The sequence below is a fragment of the Hydrogenophaga sp. genome (genome assembly GCF_035481345.1).
Classification (GTDB): domain Bacteria; phylum Pseudomonadota; class Gammaproteobacteria; order Burkholderiales; family Burkholderiaceae_C; genus Hydrogenophaga.
Window position 1 is genome coordinate 90,113 of the sequence record NZ_DATIGV010000083.1, and the last position, 21,481, is coordinate 111,593.

21 protein-coding genes and 1 tRNA gene are annotated in these 21,481 nt (G+C 69.3%); 13 read left to right on the top strand and 9 right to left on the bottom strand.

All coding sequences use genetic code 11. The features are described from left to right. Positions 1-13 precede the first annotated feature (13 nt). On the bottom strand, positions 14-1,045 hold the full coding sequence (locus tag VLG41_RS08940; RefSeq protein WP_325349038.1) for a CDP-6-deoxy-delta-3,4-glucoseen reductase: 1,032 nt from the start codon (positions 1,043-1,045) through the stop codon (positions 14-16). Positions 1,046-1,130: 85 nt separating this feature from the next. Between VLG41_RS08940 and VLG41_RS08945 the strand changes: the two genes are divergently transcribed. Continuing rightward, the gene (locus VLG41_RS08945; RefSeq protein WP_325349039.1) at positions 1,131-2,051 is read left to right on the top strand and encodes an SDR family oxidoreductase; all 921 of its coding nucleotides are present in this window, start codon (positions 1,131-1,133) and stop codon (positions 2,049-2,051) included. A gap of 63 nt (positions 2,052-2,114) precedes the next feature. Here VLG41_RS08945 and VLG41_RS08950 read toward each other — a convergent pair. Next, positions 2,115-2,199 (bottom strand) — tRNA-Leu (locus tag VLG41_RS08950). 35 nt (positions 2,200-2,234) lie between these two features. On the opposite strand from VLG41_RS08950, the gene cysM reads away from it, so the two are divergent. From cysM to VLG41_RS08970, 4 genes are read left to right on the top strand one after another with little or no spacing between them, the layout of a single operon-like run. Beyond that, the gene (gene cysM, locus VLG41_RS08955; protein WP_325349040.1) at positions 2,235-3,137 is read left to right on the top strand and encodes a cysteine synthase CysM; all 903 of its coding nucleotides are present in this window, start codon (positions 2,235-2,237) and stop codon (positions 3,135-3,137) included. Positions 3,138-3,141: 4 nt separating this feature from the next. Further along, on the top strand, positions 3,142-3,687 hold the full coding sequence (locus VLG41_RS08960; RefSeq protein WP_325349041.1) for an NUDIX hydrolase: 546 nt from the start codon (positions 3,142-3,144) through the stop codon (positions 3,685-3,687). 36 nt (positions 3,688-3,723) lie between these two features. After that, a complete protein-coding gene (locus VLG41_RS08965) occupies positions 3,724-3,951 on the top strand; it encodes a sulfurtransferase TusA family protein (RefSeq protein WP_325349062.1) in 228 nt (75 codons plus the stop codon). A gap of 11 nt (positions 3,952-3,962) precedes the next feature. Then, complete coding sequence (locus VLG41_RS08970) at positions 3,963-5,009, top strand: NAD(P)-dependent oxidoreductase (RefSeq protein WP_325349042.1); 1,047 nt, start codon at positions 3,963-3,965, stop codon at positions 5,007-5,009. Between the two features lie 81 nt (positions 5,010-5,090). Here the strand turns inward: VLG41_RS08970 and VLG41_RS08975 are convergent, their stop codons facing one another. The 4 genes from VLG41_RS08975 to VLG41_RS08990 form a co-directional block, all read right to left on the bottom strand. Next, positions 5,091-7,970, bottom strand: coding sequence for a valine--tRNA ligase (locus tag VLG41_RS08975; RefSeq protein WP_325349043.1), 2,880 nt, complete (start codon positions 7,968-7,970; stop codon positions 5,091-5,093). A gap of 237 nt (positions 7,971-8,207) precedes the next feature. Next, a complete protein-coding gene (locus tag VLG41_RS08980) occupies positions 8,208-8,393 on the bottom strand; it encodes a DUF2783 domain-containing protein (RefSeq protein WP_325349044.1) in 186 nt (61 codons plus the stop codon). After that, positions 8,390-10,129, bottom strand: a complete 1,740-nt coding sequence (locus tag VLG41_RS08985) for an FAD-dependent oxidoreductase (RefSeq protein ID WP_325349045.1) — start codon at positions 10,127-10,129, stop codon at positions 8,390-8,392. Before VLG41_RS08985 ends, VLG41_RS08980 begins: the two co-directional genes overlap by 4 nt. Before the next feature lie 352 nt (positions 10,130-10,481). Continuing rightward, positions 10,482-11,102, bottom strand: coding sequence for a VOC family protein (locus VLG41_RS08990; protein WP_325349046.1), 621 nt, complete (start codon positions 11,100-11,102; stop codon positions 10,482-10,484). Between the two features lie 160 nt (positions 11,103-11,262). Here VLG41_RS08990 and yaaA point away from each other — a divergent pair, with 160 nt between their 5' ends. From yaaA to VLG41_RS09010, 4 genes are all read left to right on the top strand, one after another. Continuing rightward, complete coding sequence (yaaA, locus tag VLG41_RS08995; protein ID WP_325349047.1) at positions 11,263-12,039, top strand: peroxide stress protein YaaA; 777 nt, start codon at positions 11,263-11,265, stop codon at positions 12,037-12,039. A 14-nt stretch (positions 12,040-12,053) separates the two neighbouring features. Next, positions 12,054-12,944: a 2OG-Fe(II) oxygenase gene (locus VLG41_RS09000; RefSeq protein ID WP_325349048.1), complete on the top strand. Its 891-nt coding sequence runs from the start codon at positions 12,054-12,056 to the stop codon at positions 12,942-12,944. Next, entirely contained in the window at positions 12,941-13,792 is an 852-nt protein-coding gene (queF, locus tag VLG41_RS09005; protein ID WP_325349049.1) for an NADPH-dependent 7-cyano-7-deazaguanine reductase QueF, read from the top strand. The genes VLG41_RS09000 and queF overlap by 4 nt, the downstream gene beginning before the upstream one ends. Positions 13,793-14,010: 218 nt before the next feature. Further along, complete coding sequence (locus tag VLG41_RS09010) at positions 14,011-14,370, top strand: RNA-binding protein (RefSeq protein WP_325349050.1); 360 nt, start codon at positions 14,011-14,013, stop codon at positions 14,368-14,370. 57 nt (positions 14,371-14,427) lie between these two features. Here VLG41_RS09010 and VLG41_RS09015 read toward each other — a convergent pair whose 3' ends face one another. After that, positions 14,428-15,216, bottom strand: a complete 789-nt coding sequence (locus VLG41_RS09015; RefSeq protein WP_325349051.1) for an anti-sigma factor — start codon at positions 15,214-15,216, stop codon at positions 14,428-14,430. 44 nt (positions 15,217-15,260) lie between these two features. Beyond that, entirely contained in the window at positions 15,261-15,806 is a 546-nt protein-coding gene (locus tag VLG41_RS09020; protein WP_325349063.1) for an RNA polymerase sigma factor, read from the bottom strand. Positions 15,807-16,082: 276 nt separating this feature from the next. On the opposite strand from VLG41_RS09020, the gene VLG41_RS09025 reads away from it, so the two are divergent. Together VLG41_RS09025 and VLG41_RS09030 are read left to right on the top strand one after the other, a co-directional pair. Continuing rightward, positions 16,083-16,652 carry a ferritin-like domain-containing protein gene (locus tag VLG41_RS09025; protein ID WP_325349052.1) on the top strand — a complete coding sequence of 190 codons (570 nt, stop codon included), beginning with the start codon at positions 16,083-16,085 and terminating at the stop codon, positions 16,650-16,652. A 75-nt stretch (positions 16,653-16,727) separates the two neighbouring features. Beyond that, a complete protein-coding gene (locus VLG41_RS09030) occupies positions 16,728-17,276 on the top strand; it encodes a DUF3455 domain-containing protein (protein WP_325349053.1) in 549 nt (182 codons plus the stop codon). A 106-nt stretch (positions 17,277-17,382) separates the two neighbouring features. On the opposite strand, the gene VLG41_RS09035 is transcribed toward VLG41_RS09030, so the two are convergent. After that, complete coding sequence (locus VLG41_RS09035; RefSeq protein ID WP_325349054.1) at positions 17,383-18,444, bottom strand: histone deacetylase family protein; 1,062 nt, start codon at positions 18,442-18,444, stop codon at positions 17,383-17,385. A 350-nt stretch (positions 18,445-18,794) separates the two neighbouring features. On the opposite strand from VLG41_RS09035, the gene VLG41_RS09040 reads away from it, so the two are divergent. Next, positions 18,795-20,477 carry a hypothetical protein gene (locus VLG41_RS09040; RefSeq protein WP_325349055.1) on the top strand — a complete coding sequence of 561 codons (1,683 nt, stop codon included), beginning with the start codon at positions 18,795-18,797 and terminating at the stop codon, positions 20,475-20,477. 29 nt (positions 20,478-20,506) lie between these two features. Beyond that, on the top strand, positions 20,507-21,481 hold a 975-nt coding region (locus VLG41_RS09045), incomplete at its 3' end, for a porin (protein WP_325349056.1).

A 21,481-nucleotide genomic window follows, 5' to 3' on the forward strand; every position in this document is an offset into this window, starting at 1 on the left:
CTTGTTGCGGTGCTCAGACTTTATCGGCGGCGCTGGTGAACGAGTCGGCGAAGAAGAACTCTTCGGGCAGGCCGGCCTGTGCGACGTAGTCGCGCTTGGCCGATTCGACCACGATGGGCGCGCCACAGGCGTAGACCTCGAAGCCGCTGAGGTCGGCGTGGTCTTCCAGCACCGCGCGGTGCACGAAGCCGGTGCGGCCGGTCCAGGCGTCCTCGGGCTGGGCGTCGGACACCACGGGCACGTACTTCAGGTTCGGCATGGCGGCCAGTTGCGCTTCGATCCACTCGCTCTGGTACAGGTCGGCCGGGCGGCGGCCCCCCCAGTACAGCGTGGCCGGGCGGGTGATGCCCTTGAAGCGCATGTGCTCGACGATGGCCTTGATGGGCGCGAAGCCCGTGCCGGAGGCGAGCAGGACCATGGGCTTGTCGCTGTCCTCGCGCAGGAAGAAGCTGCCGAAGGGGCCTTCGATGCGCAGGATGTCCTTCTCCTTCATGGTGGAGAAGACCTGGTCGGTGAACTTGCCGCCGGGCATGTGGCGCAGGTGCAGCTCCAGGCCCGGGGCCTCGGCCTGCGTGTGCGGCGCGTTGGCCATGGAGTAGCTGCGGCGGTCGCCGTCGCGCAGGATGAACTCCACGTACTGGCCCGCGCGGTACTGGAAGGTGTCGCTCGCGGGCAGTTGCAGGCGCAGCACCATCACGTCGTGCGAGGCGCGCGTGAGGCTGTTGACGCGGGCCGGCATCTTCTTGATGGGGAAGGCGCCCAGCTCGGTGACCTGGCGCGATTCGATGACCACGTCGCTGTGCGCCACGCCGCAGCAGGTGAGCACGTAGCCCGCGGCTTCCTCGTCGGCGGACAGGGCCTTGGCCTGGTGCGGGCCGTGCACCACCGTACCCGACACCAGCTTGCACTTGCAGGAGCCGCAGGCCCCGTCCTTGCAGCCATAGGGCAGGCCGATGCCCTGGCGGATGCCCGCGGCGAGGATGGCCTCTTCGGGGTTGGCGGTGAAGGTGCGCCCGCTGGGCTGCACCGAGATCGTGAATGTCATACTCGCCGTCTTTCTGTCGAGGGGCCCGCTCCACTGGCGCGCCCCGTTCCAAGCAACCGCGCATTGTCGCAAAAACCCGTTTGGCATGAGTTTTCTTGGCGCCTTGCCCGCACGCTTCCGGCGTGAACGGGTGCTGATCGTGGGCTGTGGCGACGTGGGCCTGCGAACGGCCGGCGCGCTGGGCGCGGGGCGACGGGCGCGTCTGCTGGCGCTCACCTCCAGCCCCGAGCGGGCGCCCGTCCTGCGCGCGGCGGGCCTGGTGCCTTTGCAAGGCAATCTCGACGACCCGCGCAGCCTGCGCCGCCTGGCCGGCGTGGCCACGCGCGTGCTGCACCTGGCGCCGCCGCCCTCGCAGGACATGGCCGACTGGCGCATCGACCCTCGCACGCGCGCGCTGGTGCAGGCGCTCGCGCAACGCACGCCGCCGCTGGCACTGGCGTATGGCTCCACCACCGGCGTCTATGGGGACCGCGAAGGCGCCTGGACGAGCGAATCGCAGCCCGCGCAACCGCGCACACCGCGCGCCGCGCGCCGCGTGGACGCCGAAGACCGCGTGCGCTGGCTGGGCCGGGCGCTGGGCGTGCGCAGCAGCGTGCTGCGCATCCCGGGCATCTACGCGAACGACCGCGAAGGCGGCACGCCGCGCGAGCGCCTGCAGCGCGGCACGCCCGTGCTGCGCGCCGAGGACGACGTGTACACCAGCCACATCCACGCCGACGACCTGGCGCGCGCCTGTGCGCTGGCCCTGTGGCGCGGCCGCGCGCAGCGCGTGGTGAACGTGGTGGACGACAGCGAGCTCAGGATGGGCGACTACTTCGACCTTGCGGCGGATCTGTACGGCCTGCCGCGCCCGCCGCGTGTGGCGCGCGACACGGCGCAGGACCAGTTGCCGCTGGTGCTGTTGAGCTTCATGAGCGAGTCGCGCCGTTTGCGCAATGAGCGCATGAAGAGGGAGCTGGGCTTGCGGCTGCGCTACCCCACGGTGGCCGAGGGCCTGCGCGCCTGACATCGGCGGTCGGCCAACAAAAAGCCCGCGCGAGGCGGGCTGATGTGAAGGGTCTTGCCAGGGTGGTGCCGAAGGCCGGACTCGAACCGGCACACCTTGCGGCGGCGGATTTTGAATCCGCTGCGTCTACCGATTCCGCCACTTCGGCCCGAGCAAGGGCGCGGATTATGGCACAGTGGCGCCATGCAATACCCCACCATCGAAGACGCCATCGGCCGCACGCCGCTGGTGGCGCTGCAGCGCATCGGCGCTGCCGAGAACGGCCCGCGCGGCAACGTCATCCTCGCCAAGCTGGAAGGCAACAACCCCGCCGGTTCCGTGAAGGACCGGCCCGCCCTGTCCATGATCCGCCGGGCCGAGGAGCGCGGCGAAATCAAACCCGGCGACACGCTGATCGAGGCCACCTCGGGCAACACCGGCATCGCCTTGGCCATGGCCGCGGCCATCAGGGGCTACCGCATGGTGCTGATCATGCCGGAGGACCTCTCCATCGAACGCGCCCAGACCATGAAGGCCTTTGGCGCCGAACTGATCCTCACGCCCAAGAGCGGCGGCATGGAATCGGCGCGCGACCTGGCCGACAAGATGCAGGCCGAGGGCAAGGGCCTGGTGCTCGACCAGTTCGCCAACCCCGACAACCCGCGCATCCACTACGAGACCACCGGTCCCGAGCTGTGGGAGCAGACCGGCGGGCGCATCACCCATTTCGTGAGCGCCATGGGCACCACCGGCACCATCACCGGCGTGTCGCGCTTCATGAAGGAAAAGAACCCGGCCGTGCGCATCGTCGGCGCGCAACCCAGCGAAGGCTCGCGCATCCCCGGCATCCGAAAGTGGCCCGAGGAATACCTGCCGAAGATCTACGACCCGCGGGCGGTCGACGAGATGATCTACGTGTCGCAGGCCGATGCGGAAGACATGGCCCGGCGCATGGCGCGCGAGGAAGGCATCTTCGGCGGCATCTCCGCCGCCGGGGCGCTCTGGACGGCCCTGCAGGTCTCGCGCCAGGTCGAGAACGCCACCATCGTCTTCGTGGTGTGCGACCGCGGCGACCGGTATTTGTCCACCGGCGTCTTCCCCGCCTGACGCCGTGAGCGGCGACAGCGCCTTTCGCTACTGCCCGCAGTGCGCCACCGCGCTGCGCGAGATCGTGCAGGCCGAGGACGGGGGCGACAAGCGGCGCCTGCGCTGCCCGGCCTGCGACTACACCCACTGGAATAACCCCACGCCGGTGCTCGCGGCCATCGTCGAGCTCGACGGGCAGATCCTGCTGGCGCGCAACGCCGCCTGGCCGGGCCGCTTTTTCGGTCTGATCACCGGTTTCATGGAGGCCGGAGAAACGCCCGAGGACGGCATCCGCCGCGAGATCGCGGAGGAAACCTCGCTGGAGACCGAGGCCCTGAGCCTGGTGGCGGTGCACGACTTCCAGCGCATGAACCAGGTCATCATCAGCTACCACGCCCGCTGCCGGGGCACGGTGCGCCTGTCGCCCGAGCTGTCGGAGTACCGGCTGCTGGCGCCGGCCGCGGTGCGCTGTTGGCGTGCCGGCACGGGGCTGGCGCTGGCCCAGTGGCTTTTGTCACAGGGCCACCAGCCCCAATTCCTGGACGACACACCAAAGGCCGACGCGGCCTAAAATGCGCCGTTACTCTGACGGAGCCCTGCCTTCATGATCGCCGCTGACCGAGAACTCGACGCCCGGGGCCTGAACTGCCCGCTGCCCATCCTGAAGGCCAAGAAAGCCCTGGCCGAGATGCACAGCGGCCAGACCCTGAAGGTGGTGGCCACCGACGCCGGCTCGGTGCGCGATTTCCAGGCCTTCGCCAAGCAGACCGGCAACCTGCTCGTCCACCAGGAAACGGTGGGCGGCGATTTCGTCTCGGTGCTCAAGCGCCGCTGATGCCCACCCCCATGGACGTCCTGCTCGTTGATCCGCTGGTGCCCGAAGCCCTGGCGTGGCTGCAGGAACGCCATGACGTGGTCTACCTGCCCGAGCTGGCCGACGACCCGGCCGAGCTGCGCCGCGCGCTGGCCGACGCCCGCGCCGTGGTGCTGCCACCCCACGTGGTGGTCTCCCAGGAATTCCTCGACCATGCGCCGAACCTCATGATGGTCGCGCGCATGCAGATCTCCAGCGACAACACCGACCTCAATGCCTGCGCGCAGCGCCACGTGCGCGTGCTGCAGGCGCGCAGCGCCACGGTGCGCTCCAACGCCGAGTACCTGCTCTACGGCCTGCTCATGCTCTACCGCCGGGGCATGGTGAGCGCCCTGCTGGGCCGCAAGCTGGGTCAGGTGCGCATGGGCCGCGAACTCGCGGGCAGCACCGTCGGCCTGCTGGGCCTGGCACCCGTGGCGCACACCCTGGCGCCCATGCTGCGCAGCCTGGGCGTGCGCGTGCTGGGCTACGACCCGGCCGTGCACCACGCCGCCGAGCTGTGGGGCAAGCTGCACGTGGAACCCGTGCCCCTGCAGGAACTGCTCGAGCGCTCCGACGCCATCTCGCTGCAGATGGTTTACGCCTCGCGCTTCAAGGGTTGGATCAACGAGCGCCTGCTCAACCACTGCAAGGCGGGCCAGCTCTGGGTTGGCGTGAGCCGCAGCGCGCTGTTCGAGCCTGAGGCGCTGGCGCTGGCGCTGTGCGACGGCCGCATCGACGCCTGCCTGCTCGACGGCGCGAACGCCCAGTTCGCCGCGCCCGGCTCGCCGCTGTACGGCATTCCCAACCTGCACCTCACGCCGCGCCTGGGCTCGCACACGCGCGAGGCCAAGCTGCGCGCCAGCTGGTACCTGGCGCACCGCATCCACGAGACGCTGTCGCCCGATGACGCGCGCCGCGAGCCCGGCAGCAGCGACTTCGCCATGCTCGACAGCCTGGGATTCCCGGAGTCGGGCGATCCCCCGCAGTCGGCCTCACCGTCTCAGTGGGCCTCCCTGGCCGCGCTGACAAGAGACTGACCCCCGCCGCGCTGCGCGCGATCCCCTGAAAGGGGGCGGTGCCTGCGGCCCGGCAAAGCCGGTTCCGCGGCACCTCTGGGTTCAGCCCAGGCGCTCCAACTGGGCCTTCACCTTCTCCAGCGTGGCGCCGAAGTCGGCCAGGCGCTGCTTCTCCTGATCGATCACCGCCGCTGGCGCGCGCGCCACGAAGCCCTCGTTGCCAAGCTTGCCCTGGGCCTTGGCGATTTCACCCTGCAGGCGCGCGGCTTCCTTGCCCAGCCGGGCTTTTTCGGCGGCCACGTCGATTTCCATGAACAGGCACAGGTGGGCGCCGCCCACCACGGCCACGGGCGCAGCGCCCGCCGCCTGGGCCCAGGCGGCTTCGTCGTCGAACACGCGCACCTCGGCCAGCTTGGCCAGCGACTGCAGCACCGGCGCGGCGCCGCGCAGGAACTCGGCGTCGCCCACGGCGTACAGCGGCAGGCGCTGGGCCGGCGACACGCCCATTTCCCCCCGCAGGGTGCGGCAGGCGTCCACCAGTTGCTTCAGGCGCGCGACGTGGGCCTCGGCGGCCTCGTCGATGCGCTCGGGCTGGCTCACGGGGTAGGCGGCCAGGGCCACCGACTCGCCCGCGCGGCCGGCCACCGGCGCCACCTTCTGCCACAGCTCTTCGGTGATGAAGGGAATGATCGGGTGCGCCAGGCGCTGGATGGCTTCGAGCGTGCGGATCAGGGTGCGTCGCGTGGCGCGCTGCTGCGCGGCGTCGCCGGTCTGGATCTGTACCTTGGCGATCTCCAGGTACCAGTCGCAGAACTCGTTCCAGACGAAGTCGTAGATGGCGTTGGCGACGTTGTCCAGGCGGTACTCGGCGAAGCCCTGGGCCACGGCGGCCTCGGTGCGCTGCAGGGTCGAGCTGATCCAGCGGTCGGCCTGGCTGAAGCTCAGGTAGCCATGGAAGGGCTGCCCCACGGCGCACTCGGCCTTGGTGTGCTCTTCCAGACCGCAGTCCTGGCCTTCGCAGTTCATCAGCACGAAGCGCGTGGCGTTCCAGAGCTTGTTGCAGAAGTTGCGGTAACCCTCGCAGCGCTTGCTGTCGAAGTTGATGCTGCGGCCCAGCGAGGCCAGCGCCGCGAAGGTGAAGCGCAAGGCGTCGGCACCATAGGCGGGGATGCCCTCGGGGAATTCCTTCTCGGTGTCCTTGCGCACGCGCGGCGCGGTCTCGGGCTTGCGCAGGCCGGTGGTGCGCTTGTCCAGCAGCGGGGCCAGGGCGATGCCATCGATCAGGTCCACCGGGTCGAGCACGTTGCCTTCGCTCTTGCTCATCTTGCGGCCCTGCGCGTCGCGCACCAGGCCGTGGATGTACACGTGGCGGAAGGGCACGCGACCCGTGAAGTGGGTCGTCATCATGATCATGCGCGCGACCCAGAAGAAGATGATGTCGTAGCCCGTGACCAGCACGCTGCTGGGCAGGTAGACGTCGTAGTCCTCGGTGGGGCCGGCCTTCTGGTTGGGCCAGCCCATGGTGCTGAAGGGCACCAGGGCCGACGAGTACCAGGTGTCGAGCACGTCCGGGTCGCGCGTGAGGGTCTTGCCCGGGGCCTGAGCCTTCGCCTCGGCCTCGTTGCGGGCCACGTAGACGCGGCCGTCCTCGTCGTACCACGCGGGGATCTGGTGACCCCACCAGAGCTGGCGGCTGATGCACCAGTCCTGGATGTTCTTCATCCACTGGTCGTAGGTGTTGACCCAGTTCTCGGGCACGAACTTCACTTCGCCCGATTCCACGGCGTCGATCGCCTTCTGCGCGATGCTCTTGCCCGTGGGATCTTGCTCGCTGACCTTGGTCATGGCCACGAACCACTGGTCGGTGAGCATGGGCTCCACCACCTGGCCGGTGCGCGCGCAGCGCGGCACCATGAGCTTGTGCTTTTTCGTCTCGACCAGCAGCCCCAGGGCCTCGAGGTCGGCCACCACGGCCTTGCGGGCCACGAAGCGGTCGAGGCCGCGGTACTTTTCGGGGGCGTTGTCGTTGATCGCCGCGTCCAGCGTGAGCACGCCGATCTGCGGCAAGCCGTGGCGCTGGCCCACGGCGTAGTCGTTGTAGTCGTGCGCGGGCGTGACCTTCACCACCCCGGTGCCGAACTCCCGGTCGACGTAGGCGTCGGCGATCACGGGGATCTCGCGGTCGCACAGCGGCAGCTTCACCGTCTTGCCGACGATGGCGGCGTAGCGCTCGTCCTCGGGGTGCACCATCACGGCGCTGTCGCCGAGCATGGTTTCCGGGCGCGTGGTGGCCACCACCACGGAGCCGCTGCCATCGGCCAGCGGGTAGCGGATGTGCCAGAGGAAGCCGTCTTCCTCTTCGCTCTCCACTTCCAGGTCGCTCACCGCCGACTTGAGCACCGGATCCCAGTTGACCAGGCGCTTGCCGCGGTAGATGAGGCCCTGCTCGTACAGGCGAACGAAGGTCTCGGTGACCACGGACGACAGCTTGTCGTCCATGGTGAAGTACTCGCGCGACCAGTCCACGGTGTCGCCCATGCGGCGCATCTGCGTGGTGATGGTGTTGCCGCTCTTTTCCTTCCACTGCCAGACCTTCTGGGTGAAGGCCTCGCGGCCGAGCTCGTGGCGCTTGATGCCTTGCTCTTGCAGCTGACGCTCGACGACGATCTGCGTGGCGATGCCGGCGTGGTCGGTGCCCGGCACCCACAGGGTGTTCGCGCCCATCATGCGGTGGTAGCGCGTGAGGCTGTCCATGATGGTCTGGTTGAACGCGTGGCCCATGTGCAGGGTGCCGGTCACGTTCGGGGGCGGGAGCTGGATGCTGAACGAAGGCGCGCCGGCCTTGGCTTCGCCCGTGCCGCGAAAGCCCGCCTTGCCGACGCCGCGCTGCTCCCACCAGGGCCCCCAGCGGGCTTCGACGGGGGCGGGTTCGAAGGACTTGGCCAGCGAAGCCAGGCCGGGTTGCTGCACGGTGTCGGTCATGGGGTGCCAGTAATGGCAACGGCATCCCGTGGGATGCCGCTGGGTGGGACGGGGGAAGCTGGCATTCTAAATTTCTTCGTCGCGGCGCCGCTGCTTGGGGTCTGGCGTGGCTCCGCTCGCCGGCGCTCGGGGTACCCGGCTCCGCTCATGTCCCCCGCCAAGGGCTGCGCCCTTGGCGCCTCCTTTACTTCGCTGCGCCGGGCACCCCGATCACCGGCGAGCCCTCTGGCGTTCGCGTCAGAGGGCTTCCTGCGCGGCGGCGATGCACTCGGCGAGTACCTTGGCGTCGCCCACCTGGTTGGCCAGCAGCAGGATCAGGCGCGCGCTGAAGGCCTGCTGCTGTTCGAGCGACAGGTTCACCTGCGCGTCCAGCAGTTGCTCGTAGAAGGTGTCGGCGTCCTGCCAGTTGGGGGTGGTGATCATGCGTGCACTCCGGTGAGGCCCAGGGTAAGGCCGATGGCCTGCACCAGGCGGCCGTCGATGGTGTTGCCGCTGGCGGCGAGGTAGCCGTCGGGCCGCACCAGGGCCCAGGCGGGTTCGTCGCCTTCGGGCAGGCCGCAGGCGCCGCGCAGGTGGCCTTTCGGGTCGCGCACGTGCTCATCGGCCTGAGCGGGCTCGCGGCCGGTGGGCACCTGCACCGCGCGCAGCGGCGTGGTCGCCAGCACCTCGCGCAGGCGGCCCAAGGTTGCGGCGCTCAGCGGGCCGAAGCACAGCAGCAGCAGATCGCCGCCGGCCCAGTCCAGCAACTGGTTCATGCGGCCCGGGCGGCCATTGGCCCAGCGGAATTCGACGTTCTGCACGGACTGGCCCGCGGCGCTGCCCGGGGTGTACAGGCAGATGCGCGAGCGCGTGTACGGATTGGCCACGGCCATGCGGCCGGTGTTGACCAGGGCGCGCGCGAACGGATGCCGCTTGGCCAGCGCAATGGCGGCGTCGCGGTACACGCGCTCGATGCCGTCGGCCGGGCGCAGGAAGCGCGCGGTGCGGTTGGTCACGCGCACGTTCTCGCGCGCGGCTTCCAGGCGCTCGTCCTCGTAGCTGTCGAGCAGCGCGGGCGCGGCCTGGCCGCGCTGCACGGCGGCCAGCTTCCAGGCCAGGTTGTCGGCGTCGGCCACGCCGGTGTTGCCACCCCGAGCGCCAAAGGGGCTCACCACCTTGGCCGAATCGCCCATGAAGTACACGCGGCCGTTGCGCATGGAGTGCACGCATTCGCTGCGGTAGGCATAGGGGCCCACCCACACGATCTCGACCTCCACGCCGGGGCCGAACTGGCGCGCCAGGCGCTCGCGCACCACGTCCTCGCGGCTCACGTAGGCGGGGTCGGCGTTGGGCGCCATCTGGTAGTCGATGCGCCAGACGTCGTCGGCCATCAGGTGCTGCCAGACGGCGCGGTTTTCGTTGAAGGGCGCTTCGATCCAGGTGTGGCGTTCCGTGGGCGGGCGGGTGCTGAAGCGCACGTCGGCGATGCACCAGCGGTCGTCGCCGCGCTTGCTGTCGAAGGGCACGTTCAGCCACTTGCGCAGGGGGCTGCTGCTGCCGGTGGCGTCGATGACGTGTTCGGCTTCGATGCGGTACTCGCCCGCGGGCGTTTCCACGGTGAGCGTGGCGGTGCGCGCGTTCTGCTCGAAGCCGGTGAGCCGGTTGCGCCAGCGCAACTCGACGTGGCCGAGTTGCTGGATGCGGTCGACCAGAAAGGCCTCGATGTAGAACTGCTGGATGTTGATGAAGGGCGGCTGCTGGCTGAGGTTGAAGCTGCCTTGCTGGCGCAGGTCGAAGCTGTAGACCTCGTCGTCACCGGCGAAGGTGCGGCCCACGCTCCATTGCGTGCCTTTGGCGGCGATGTGTTCGTAGACGCCCAGGCGCTCGAAGATCTCCAGCGATTTCTGCGTGTAGCAGATGCCGCGCGATGAGGCGCCCTTGACGCCGACGGTGTCGTCCTCGTCGAGCAGGATGGCCTTGACGCCCAGGCGGGCGAGGGAGCAGGCGAGGGTGAGGCCGGTGATGCCGCCGCCGACGATGACGATGGGGTGTTTCGCGGGCGCTTTGTCGCCGAGTTCCGGTGGCGGAACGAAGGGGTAGCTGGGCAGTTCGTAGCCACCACCCTGGGTGAATTCGTAGCCGTTGGTGTGGGCTACGTCCTTGTATGTGTTCAGCGACATCTTCCGGTCCTCGTTGTCATCGGTTGTCGTTTCGTTCGTCGCGCTTCATTTCGTTCGTGACACCTCGCGGGCTCGCGGCCACTGGGTGCCTTGTTCCGCGAATGTCCCCCGGACCGGGCTACGCCCGGTCCTCCTCCTTTATTTCGCTACACAAGGCACCCAGCGTCCGCGAGCTACCAAGCAGTTGGCGTGCAGATCGCCCGAGTGCCAATGAGGGCGGTGGTGGACAGGGGGCAAGGGCGCAGCGAAATAAAGGAGGAGGACGGCGCAGCCGTCCGGGGGACATTCGCGGAGCCCTTGCCCCCTGGCCGCCATCGCCCGTTGCAGCCGGAGAAAAGGAGCCCCGGGAAAATCAGAGGGCCTTGGCCCCCACCTCCGGCCGATCGTTCTGCTGCGGCTTCAAGGGCGCACCGCCCTTGCCCTCGGCCCGCTCCTTGCGCCACTGCTCCTTGCGCGCATTCCACTCGCCCAGCCGCGCATGCGCCGTCTTGCTCTCCTGCAGCATCTGGAACTCGTCAGCCAACTGCGCCGTCAACTCCAGACGGATCCCGTTCGGGTCGAAGAAGTAGATGCTCTTGAAGATGTGGTGGTCCGTCACCCCCAGCACCTCGATCCCGTGCGCCTCCAGGCGCGCCTTGGTGTTCTCCAGCTCGGCGATGGTGTTCACCCGGAAACTGATGTGGTTCACCCACTTCGGCGTGTTCGGGCTCGGCAGCGCCGCCTCGTCGTCGCCCAGGTCAAAGAAGGCGATGAACGAGCCGTCCTGCAGGCGGAAGAAGAAGTGCGTGTACGGGCAGTACTCGCCCGTGCTCGGAACGTAGTCGCTCTGGATGATGTGGTACAGCGGCAGGCCCAGGATGTCCTCGTAGAAATGCCGCGTTTCCTCCGCGTCGCGCGCGCGGTAGGCGTAGTGGTGCAACTGCTGGATCGCGGCCGGCGCGGGCAGGTCGGCCTGGGGTTTCACGGGCGTCATGGCTGTCTCCTTGAACGGTCGTTGAAATTTACCATAGCGAAACGCATTTCTCCAAACGTAATTCGCTGGGTGGTCCGGAAGGCCCGGGATCGGGGTGCCGGAGCAGGGCTTCGCGATAATTGCGGTCCCCGTCGGTCCGGCCCGGTTCCACCATTCATCCATGCTATTCCTGATCTCGCCCGCCAAGGCGCTCGACTACGAGACGCCCGCCCATGTGAAGGCGCACACCCAGCCCCTCTTCGTCGAGCAGTCGACGGAACTGATCGAGGTGCTCAAGCGCAAGACGCCGCAGCAGATCGCCACGCTCATGGACCTGTCGGACAAGCTCGCCACGCTCAACGCCGCGCGCTACGAGGCCTGGAGCCCGAAGTTCACCGCGAAGAATTCCAAGCAGGCGGTGCTGGCCTTCGACGGCGACGTCTACGGCGGCCTGGACGCAAAAACCCTCTCGGCCGAGGAACTCGACTGGCTGCAGGCGCATCTGTGCATCCTCAGCGGCCTGTACGGCGTGCTGCGCCCGCTCGACTGGATGCAGCCCTACCGGCTGGAAATGGGCACCCGCCTGAAGACAAAGGGCGGCGCCAGCCTCTACGCCTTCTGGGGCAGCCGCATCGCGGAGTACCTGAACGAGCGCGCCCTGGCCGACAAGAGCCCGGTGGTCATCAACCTGGCCAGCGAGGAGTACTTCAAGGCCGTGGACCTGAAAGCGCTGCGCCCGCGCGTGGTGACTTGTGCATTCGAGGAGCGCAAGCCCGCGGGCTACAAGGTCATCAGCTTCATGGCCAAGCGCGCGCGCGGGCTGATGGTGCGTTGGGCCGTGCAGCACCGCGCCAGCACGCCCGAACAACTCAAGGCCTTCGACCTGGAAGGCTACCGTTTCACGGCCGACGCGTCCGGACCCGATCGCCTGGTGTTCCGGCGCGAGGCCAAGCCCTGAGAGGGGAGACCGCCATGTCCCAGACCGTCACGCCCGAACTGCGCCGCTGGATCATCGAACAGGCCAGCGCCGGCTGCACGCCCGAGTCCGTGCTCAAGTCCATGCTCGACGCCGGCTGGAACCCGGGCGTGGCCGAGGCCGCGCTCGAACGCACGCTGCTGGAGCACCTGTCCACCGTGTCGCCCGACGCGCTCTCGCAGGTCGCGCCCGAGGTGCGTGAGGCCGTGCAGGGTGCGCTGGGCCAGGGCTCGCCCGTGCCCGTGATCGACACCTCGGCTTCGCCGCGCCGCATCGACGCGGGCGACCGCTGGGTGGACATCATCACGCACATGAGCCACCCGCGCGTGGTGGTGCTGGGCAACCTGCTCAGCGCCGAGGAGTGCGACGCCATCATCGAATCGGCCAAGCCCAAGCTGGCGCGTTCGCTCACGGTGCAGACCGCCACCGGCGGCGAGGAGCTCAACCCCGACCGCACCAGCAGCGGCATGTTCTTCACGCGCGGGCAGACGCCCGAGGTGACGGCCGTGGAGCGGCGCATCGCGCGCCTGGTGGGCTGGCCGGTGGAAAACGGCGAGGGCCTGCAGGTGCTGCACTACCGCCCGGGCGCCGAGTACAAGCCGCACTACGACTACTTCGACCCCAAGGAAGCCGGCACGCCCACCATCCTCAAGCGCGGCGGCCAACGCGTGGCCACGCTGGTGATGTACCTCAACGAGCCCGCGCGCGGCGGCGGCACCACCTTCCCCGACGTCGGGCTGGAGGTCGCGCCCGTGAAGGGCTCCGCCGTCTTCTTCAGCTACGACCGCCCGCACCCCAGCACGCGCAGCCTGCACGGTGGCGCGCCGGTGCTCGAGGGCGAGAAGTGGGTTGCCACCAAGTGGCTGCGCGAGCGCGAATTCGCATGACACAGAACACCCCCGAACAATCCCAGCTCGGCAAGGCCTCGGCCTACGTCGACCGCTACGACCCCTCGCTGATCTTCCCGCTGCCGCGCGAGGCCAAGCGGCGCGAGATCGGCATCACCGGCAGCGTCCCCTTCATGGGCTGCGACCTGTGGACGGCTTACGAGCTGTCGTGGCTGAACCCGCGCGGCAAACCACAGGTGGCCATCGCGCACATCACCGTGCCCTGCGAGAGCACGCACATCGTCGAGAGCAAGTCCTTCAAGCTCTACCTCAACAGCTTCAACAACACGCCCTTCGACAGCGCCGAGGCCGTGCAGGCCCGGCTGCGCGCCGACCTGAGCACCGCCGTGTGGCACGGCGGGCCCATGCAGTCGGGCGTGGGCGTGAAGCTGCTGGCGCCCGAGCGCTTCGACGCCGAGCCCATCCACGAGCTCGATGGCCTGAACCTGGACCGGCTCGACGTGGAGTGCACGCGCTACCAGCCCGCGCCCGATCTGCTCACCGCCGCCTTCGACGAACAGCCGGTGAACGAGACCCTGGTGAGCCACCTGCTCAAGAGCAACTGCCTCGTCACCGGCCAGCCGGATTGGGGCAGCGTGCAGATCAGCTACAGCGGCCCGCAGATCGACCAGGCCGGGCTGCTGCAGTACCTGGTGAGCTTTCGCAACCACAACGAATTCCACGAGCAGTGCGTGGAGCGCATCTACATGGACGTGTGGACCCGCTGCAAGCCCGCGAAGCTGAGCGTCTACGCGCGCTACACGCGCCGTGGAGGACTGGACATCAACCCCTGGCGCAGCAGCCACCCGCAGCAGCCGCCGGCCAATACCCGCACCGCGCGGCAGTGAAACCCGCGCGTGGCGGTTGGGGACGGCGCACCGCGCGGCAGTGAAACCCGTGCGTGGCGTGCCTTACCGTTGGTCAGTCCAGGCGCGGAATCACCGAAAGCCTTAGGTGATTCGGGGCATCCCGCGTAGGATCGCCCGCTTCGCCACCATCGCGTGGCCGATCACTGACCGTTCGGTCCCTCGCGGGTTGGCGGTCTTCTCAGGTGGCCCACTTCCACGTGGCAACCACCCTCTCTCGCGGCGCTTGTGCCATTGCAGGCCGGCCCGCTTCTCTGAAAGGCTCAGTCATGAGCAGCAAACTGTACGTGGGCAACCTGCCCTACTCCGTCAATGACGACTCGCTTCGTCACAACTTCTCCGAATACGGCAACGTGGCCTCCGCCAAGGTCATGACCGACCGCGACAGCGGCCGCTCCAAGGGCTTCGGCTTCGTGGAAATGGCCTCCGAGGCCGAGGCGCAAGCCGCCATCAACGGCCTCAACGGCCAGTCGGTCGACGGCCGCCAGATCGTCGTCAACGTGTCGCGCCCGAAAGAAGGCGGCGGCGGTGGTTACCGCAGCAACGGTCCGCGCTACTGAGGCCTGACCGCTCCCTGAAGAAAGCCGGCGCCCGCGCCGGCTTTTTCTTTGGCCGCTTCAGATCTGCTTCTGGATCAGCGGCCCGTGGAACAGCACCGGCCCCGTGGGACCGCGCTCGCTGGGCACGCCGCCCAGGGGCTCCAGGCTGATCGCCAGCGCCGGCACCTCACGCACCGCGTTCTCGCTGGCCGCCAGTTGCAGCAGGCGCTCGGGCGTGAGCACGCCCAGCGAGCGCGGCGCCGCGCCCGGCGGCAGGGCCCACAACTGCAGCGAGCGGTCCGCCGCTTCCTGGTAGGCGCCCACGCGCTGCAGGCTCAGCCGGTTGTGCTTGGGGTCGAAGGTGATCAGCACGGCCGGCCTGGCCTGGTCGTCGTTGAGCACCGCCACGTAGCGCACGTCCGGCGTGGCCAGCAACTGGCGTTGCAGTTCGGCCACCTCGGCGCCGCGCCGCTCCAGTTCGCCACGCAGGGCGGGCAGCAGCACCAGCGCCGCCACCACGGCGCACAGGCCGGCCAGACCCGCGCCGCGCCACAAGGCCAGGCTGTGCCACCAGCCGCGCGCCGGCACCGTGGCCGCGCGCTCGCGCTGCCGTTCGATGGCGGCGCGCTCGCCGTCGGCGCGCACCAGGTTCTGGATGCGGGTCCACACCTGCGGCCCGGGCTCGGCGCTGGCCTGCAGTTCGTTCAGGCTGGCCACGCGGGTCTGCCATTCGATGGCCGCCGCGCGCACCACGGGTTGTTCGCGCGCGATGGTTTCGAACCGCCGGCGCGCGCCGCCGCGCAGCGTGCCCAGGGCGTAGGCGGCGGCCAGTCGCTGCAGGAGTTCAGGATGGTGCTGAATTCGCATGGGGTGTCACCGCAGGCAAGGCGTGCAACGCAAGCGTTGGCGTGTCACGCGTACCTCGCCATGCAATCGCGCAGCTTGTCCAGGCCGCGGCGGATCCAGGTCTTCACCGTGCCCAGCGGCAGCGCCAGGCGCTCGGCCAGTTCGCCATGGCTCAGGTCGCGCAGGTAGGCCAGGCTGATCACTTCGCGCTGCCTGTTCTCCAGTTGTCCCAGGCACTGGTGCAGGGCCCATGCCTGCTGGCTCGCCAGGCTGGTGTCCATGGGGTTCGGTGCGTCGCCTTCCAGCGTGTCGGACAGGGTTTCGTCGAGGTCCTGCGTCAGGTGCGAGCGCTCGGCCGCGCGACGGCGCAGGCTGTCCAGCGAGCGGCTGCGCACGATCAGCCCCAGCCAGGCCATGGGCGGCGAGAGCGTGGCGCGGTACTCGCCCGCGCTGCGCCAGACCTGCAGGAAGGTTTCCTGCAACACGTCCTCGGCCCGCTCGCGGGAGCCCACCACGCGCAGCGAGAGGCCATAGAGCTTGCGCGCCGTGAGGTCGTAGAGCGCCTTCAGCGCGGCCTCGTCGCGCCGGGCGATGCGGTCGATCAGGTCCATGAGGAGCTCGTCGGGTTCAGCGGGCAATGGAATCCTCCGCGCAAGGCGCTGCGATGCGAGCGCCTTGGGGCGGCCATGCGGCGCTCATGCGGCGCATTGTGGGGGGTCTTGTCTTCCCTCACTACGCCGGTGTCCCTCCTGTGGATTCAGCGCCACCGTGCGGATCCACACAACCCAGCAAAACAGTCGGATTCACTGAATCCGCGGCGGGGGCGGGCCGCGTATTCGCTTCGACGGCCGCCGCTCCCCCCAACAACTTTCACGAGAGACAAGACGATGAGCACCTCCCACGACCAACGCCGTGCCTTCCTGCGCGCCGGCACCACCTTGTCCGCCGTCGGCCTCGCGCTGCTCGCCGGGCGGCCCGCCCTGGCCCAGGGCATGAAAGGCGACGCCGCCAAGGACGTCGACATCCTCAACATCGCGCTCGGCCTCGAGCACGAGGCGATCAACGCCTACCAGCTCGGCGCCGGCAGCGGCCTGCTGCAAAAGCCCGTGCTGGACGTGGCGGTGCAGTTCCAGGGCCACCACAAGGCGCACCGCGACGCGCTGGCCGCCACCATCCGCAAGCTCGGTGGCCAACCCGTGGCGGAGAAGAAGCTCGACGAGTACGCCAAGGACCTCAAGGCCGACACGCTGAAGAACCAGGCCGACGTGCTCTCCCTGGCCACGCGCCTGGAGCTGGGCGCCACCAACGCCTACATCAGCGTGATCCCCGCGATGGGCGACCGCGAGCTGGCCAAGGTGGCCGCGCGCCTGGCCGCCGACGAGGCCATGCACTTCACCGTGCTCACCGGCGCGCTGGGGCGTCCGCTGCCCGCGAACGCGCTGTCTTTCGGCGCCTGAGTCCCATTCCAACACGGGTGGGCCATGCACCCACCCGGCCTTTCCTCTCCTTCAACCTTTGACCGGAGTCTTTCCATGATCCTCAAGACCACCCTGGCCGTTTCGGCCGTTCTCGCGATGACGGCCTGCGCTTCCTCGATGGGGGGCCAGCCGATGATGTATTCACAGGCCAGCCTGCCCGAGGCCGTGAAGGTCCCCGCCGGCCACCGCGTGGCCATGGAGACCGTGGGCGCGGGCGACATCACCTACGAGTGCCGCGCCAAGCAAGGCATGGCCGGGCAGTTCGAGTGGGTCTTTGCCGGCCCGGACGCCAAGCTGATGGACCGGGGCGGCAAGCCGGTCGGCAAGTACTACGGGCCGCCGGCCACCTGGGAGTCCATGGATGGCTCCAAGATCACCGGCACGCAACTGGCGGTGGCCCCGGGCGGCAACGGCAACATCCCGCTGCAGCTCGTCAAGGCCAACCCGGCCATGGGCATGGGCGCGATGCAGGGCGTGACCTACATCCAGCGCGTGGCCACCGTGGGCGGCGTGGCGCCGGCCATGGCCTGCGGCGCCGGCAACGTGGGCGCGAAGCAGATCGTGCAGTACCGCGCGGACTACATCTTCTACAAGGCGGGCTGATCGACGGCGCTCGCAGGGCCACTCGGGCGCCGGTTGATCGGTGCCCACCCCTTTTGCCCTGCGAACGGTGGATCGTCGCAGGGTGCTTTTTCTCGCGCGGCCGCGCTCAGGCCGCGCGCTCGAAGCCTTCGAGCAGGTTCACGGCGTTGATGCCGACCTCGGCCACCGCGTAGCCGCCCTCGAAGGTGAAGACCGTGGGCCGCTTCAGCGAGGCCAGCGCCGCGCCGATGCCCGCGTAGTCGGCCGAGCGCAGCTGGAAGCCGGCGATCGGGTCGCCTTCGAAGGTGTCCAGGCCCAGCGGCACCACCAATGCGGTGGCGCCGACGTCCGACACCGCCTGCAGGGCCTCGTCAAGCGCGCTGCGCCAGGGCGCCAGGGCCGTGCCGCGCGGCAGTGGCCAGTTGCGGTTGAAGCCTTCCCCGGCGCCGGCGCCGCGCTCGTCGGCGTGGCCCAGGAAGAAGGGGTACTCGGTGCGCGGGTCGCCGTGGACCGACAGCGTGAGCACGTCGGCGCGCTCGTAGAAGATGGTCTGCGTGCCGTTGCCGTGGTGGTAGTCCACGTCGAGCACGGCCACGCGCGCATGGCCACCGTCGCGCAGGGCCTGCGCGGCGATGGCCGCGTTGTTGAGGAAGCAATAGCCGCCGTAGAAGCCCGGGCCCGCGTGGTGGCCCGGCGGGCGCGTGAGCGCGAAGGCGCTGCGCTCACCGCCGAGCACGGCCTGTGCGGCGCTCAAGGCGCAGGCCGCGCCCGCGCGCGCGGCCACCCAGCTGCCGGCGGTGAGCGGCGTGCCTGAATCGAAGGCGAACTGGCCCAGTCGCGCGGCGATGTTCTGTGGCCAGCCATCCTGTCGGAAGCCGTGTCGGTTCGGCAGCGGCCAGACCGAGGGCAGGGCGTCGATGGCGGCGTTGGCCGGATCCAGCGCCACCCAGTCGTCCCAGGCGGATTGCAGGAAGTCGAGGTAGCGCACCTCGTGCACGGCCCGCAGCGCGGACATCAGCTCGTCATCGCCCACGGCCGGTTCGCGCAGCTCGCCCAGCGGGCGGCGGCGCAGTTCGGCGAGCACGTGCTCCACGCGCGCGGGGCTCTCGTGGCTGTCCACCAGGCGGCCGCGAAACATCTCGTGGCGGCCAATGTGGGCGCCATGCAGGGGGTTCAAAAAGGTGTGCATGTCGTGGACGCAGTGGTGGCCAACATGAAATGACCAAGGGCGGCCCGGCATTCTCTACTGCGACCGGAGCAGGGCACAAACGCCCATGCCTGCAGGGCTTGCCTTCATCGCCAGTGGACGAATGGCCGACAGATCGAATCGGAAGGAGCGCCTACGGTGGCGCCCGCAGCGCGCGGCTTTGCCGTGACGGCTGCGTGCGTTTCGAAGGAACTGTTATGCGTTTGTTGTCGATCGGGGGAGCACTGACCTGCCTCGTTCTCGCGGCCTGTGGAGGCCAACCCTGGTGCGATCCCGAGAGCACCGGCCCTGCAGCCGGTGGCCCTGGAGGTGGCGGTGCAGGTGGTGATCCGGTGCTCCTGCAGGCCCCGCAGCTCACCGTCGATGTGACCTACATCAAGACCTTCAGCTTTGCCTGGAGCGCCGTACCGGGTGCCACCGTCTACCGCCTGATCGAGGACATCGATGGCCCGGCAGGGCCGCAAGCCGGGCGGCTGATCGCGGAACTGCCCGCCGACCGGCTGAGCTTCTCGACCGAGGTCTTTCTGCCTGACCGGATCAACGCGAGCTATCAGGTGCAGGCCTGCAACGGGACGGGCTGCACGGCATCCGCTCCCACGTCGATTGCGCGCATCGACGATGGCATCGGCTTCTTCAAGCCATCGCGGGTGGCGCCAGAGGAGGGCTTTGGCGCGGGCCTGGCCATCTCCACCGATGGCCACCTGCTGGCCGTGGGTGTCCCTCGAGAGAGCGGCGAGAACGCCGGCATCGACTCGGCCTTCCTGGGCGGCGAAGGCGATGCGCTCACCGGCGCGGTGTACGTCTTCCACCGTGGCAGCAACGGCTGGGTGCAAGAGGCCTACATCAAGCCCGCTCAAATCCCGGTCGATGTCGCCGGGCAGTTCGGCACCTCCCTGGCCCTGGCGGGCGACGCCCAGGGCTACACGCTGCTGGTGGGTGCCCCCTTCAACGGCGCGGAGGAACAGGGCGTGGGCGGCGCCAACCCCGGCAGCGGCGTGGGGACCACGGAGAGCGGGGCTGCCTACGTGTTCGAGCGCGCCGCCAACGGCGCCTGGTCCCAGCACAGCTACATCAAGGCCGAACTGGTGGAGCCGGGCGCGAGGTTTGGCTGGTCGGTCAGCCTGTCGCAAGACCGGCAGTGGGCAGCGGTGGGACAACCGACCTCGCTCGACGGCGGATCGGTGGCGCTGTATCAGCGCCTGCCGGGCGGCTGGGCGTTCCGGCAATCGCTGCAGGGCGGCAATACCGAGGCGGACGACGCCTTTGGCACGGCCCTGCAACTCGATGCCAGCGGCGAGACCCTGGTGGTGGGGGCGCCGGGAGAAGCCGGGTCGACGCCGACGGCGGGCACCGCCGCCACCGATGACGATGGGGCACCAGGTGCGGGCGCCGTGTATGCGTTCCGGCGCACTGGCGCCGTATGGGAACAGTTCGCCTATCTGAAGGCCGCTCAGCGCGGGGCCTCCCAGGCCTTCGGCCAAGCGGTGGCCCTGTCCTCCGCCGGCAAGCTGCTCGTGGTGGGAGAGCCCTTCGCTGCCGTCGGCGCGGGGCCCAGCGTCGGCAAGGCCCATCTGTTCAATCTGACCGGATCGGACTGGGTCATCGAGCGCGATTTCATCTCGCCGCTGGGCCTGGCCGGCAACACCTTCGGCGCAGCGGTGTCGCTGGCGGCCGATGCCGATGGCGCGACGCTGGTCATTGGCGATCCGCTGGACAGCACGGCGGGTGCGGGGCTCACCCGTCCACCGCTGGCGGACGGCCAGACCGTCGCGTCGGGAACCGTCTTCGTGTACCGCCGCGACGGCACGGGGGCGTGGTCCGCGCCGGTGTCCGTCAAGGCACCCAACAACCGGTCCGACCTCCGGTTCGGCTTCCAACTGGCGTTGAGCGCCAGCCGGGGCGCTCTCGCCGTGTCGGGCCTGGACAGCAGCGGCTTCAGCGGGGTCGGCCGCGCGCCGGAGTCGGCCACCACGGACACGTCGGCCAGCAACTCCGGCGCTGTCTACCTCTATTGATCGACTCACCAACTTTTCTTTCAGTCAACATGAAACAGCACCTCCTGACCCTGGCCTTGTTGTCCGCCGTGGGCGTCGCCCAGGCGCAAAGCTACGTCATGCTTTATGGCGTCGCCGACATGGCCCTTGAACGCGTCGAGGGCGCCACGGCCACCACCCGCCTGACGTCGGGCCAGCAGTTCGGCTCGCGCCTGGGCATGCGCGGCGCCGAAGACCTGGGTGGCGGGCTGAGCGCGCAGTTCGTGATCGAAGCCGGCCTCCACGCGGACCAGGGCACCCTGGCCCAGGGCGGCCGGGCCTTCGGCCGCCAGTCCTTCGTCGGCCTGGCGGGTGCCTTCGGCGCGGTGCGCCTGGGCCGCCAGTACACCCCCATGGACGACATCGCCAGCATCGTGGGCACCAAGCCCTACGACGTATTGACCGTGGTGCCCATCATCGGCAACGGCGACTACAACCGTGTCGACAACGCCTTCACCTACCTGTCGCCCAGCTTCAGCGGGCTGAGCTTCCAGCTGCAACACAGCCTGGGCGCCGAGCGCGCCAGCATCGATGCCAGCCCGGACTTCCAGCAGCAGACCGGCGCCCATGTGCTGTACGCCAGCGGGCCTCTCACCTTGGGCCTGGGCCTGCAGCGCGTGGCCGACGCCGACGGCGCGACCGCGGGCGATCAGCGCGTTCGCGCGGCGCTGTTGGCGGGCTCCTACCGCTTCGACGCGTTCAAGCTCACGGCCTACGTCGATTCCGAGGACAAGGGCCTGGACAAGCTGAAGGTCTACGGTCTGGCCGGCGCCTACCACTGGAGGGCGAACACCGTGTCGCTGGGCGTCGCCAAGGCGCGCGACGTCGGCGGCCTCGACGCGCCCGACGACGACGCGACCCTCCTCACGCTGCAAGGCCATCACAACCTCTCCCACCGCACCGCGCTGTACGCGCACTACACCCGCGTGCGCAACGGCGCGCAGTCGGCACTGGGTTTCAACAACCCCGTGCCCTGCTGCGTGTCG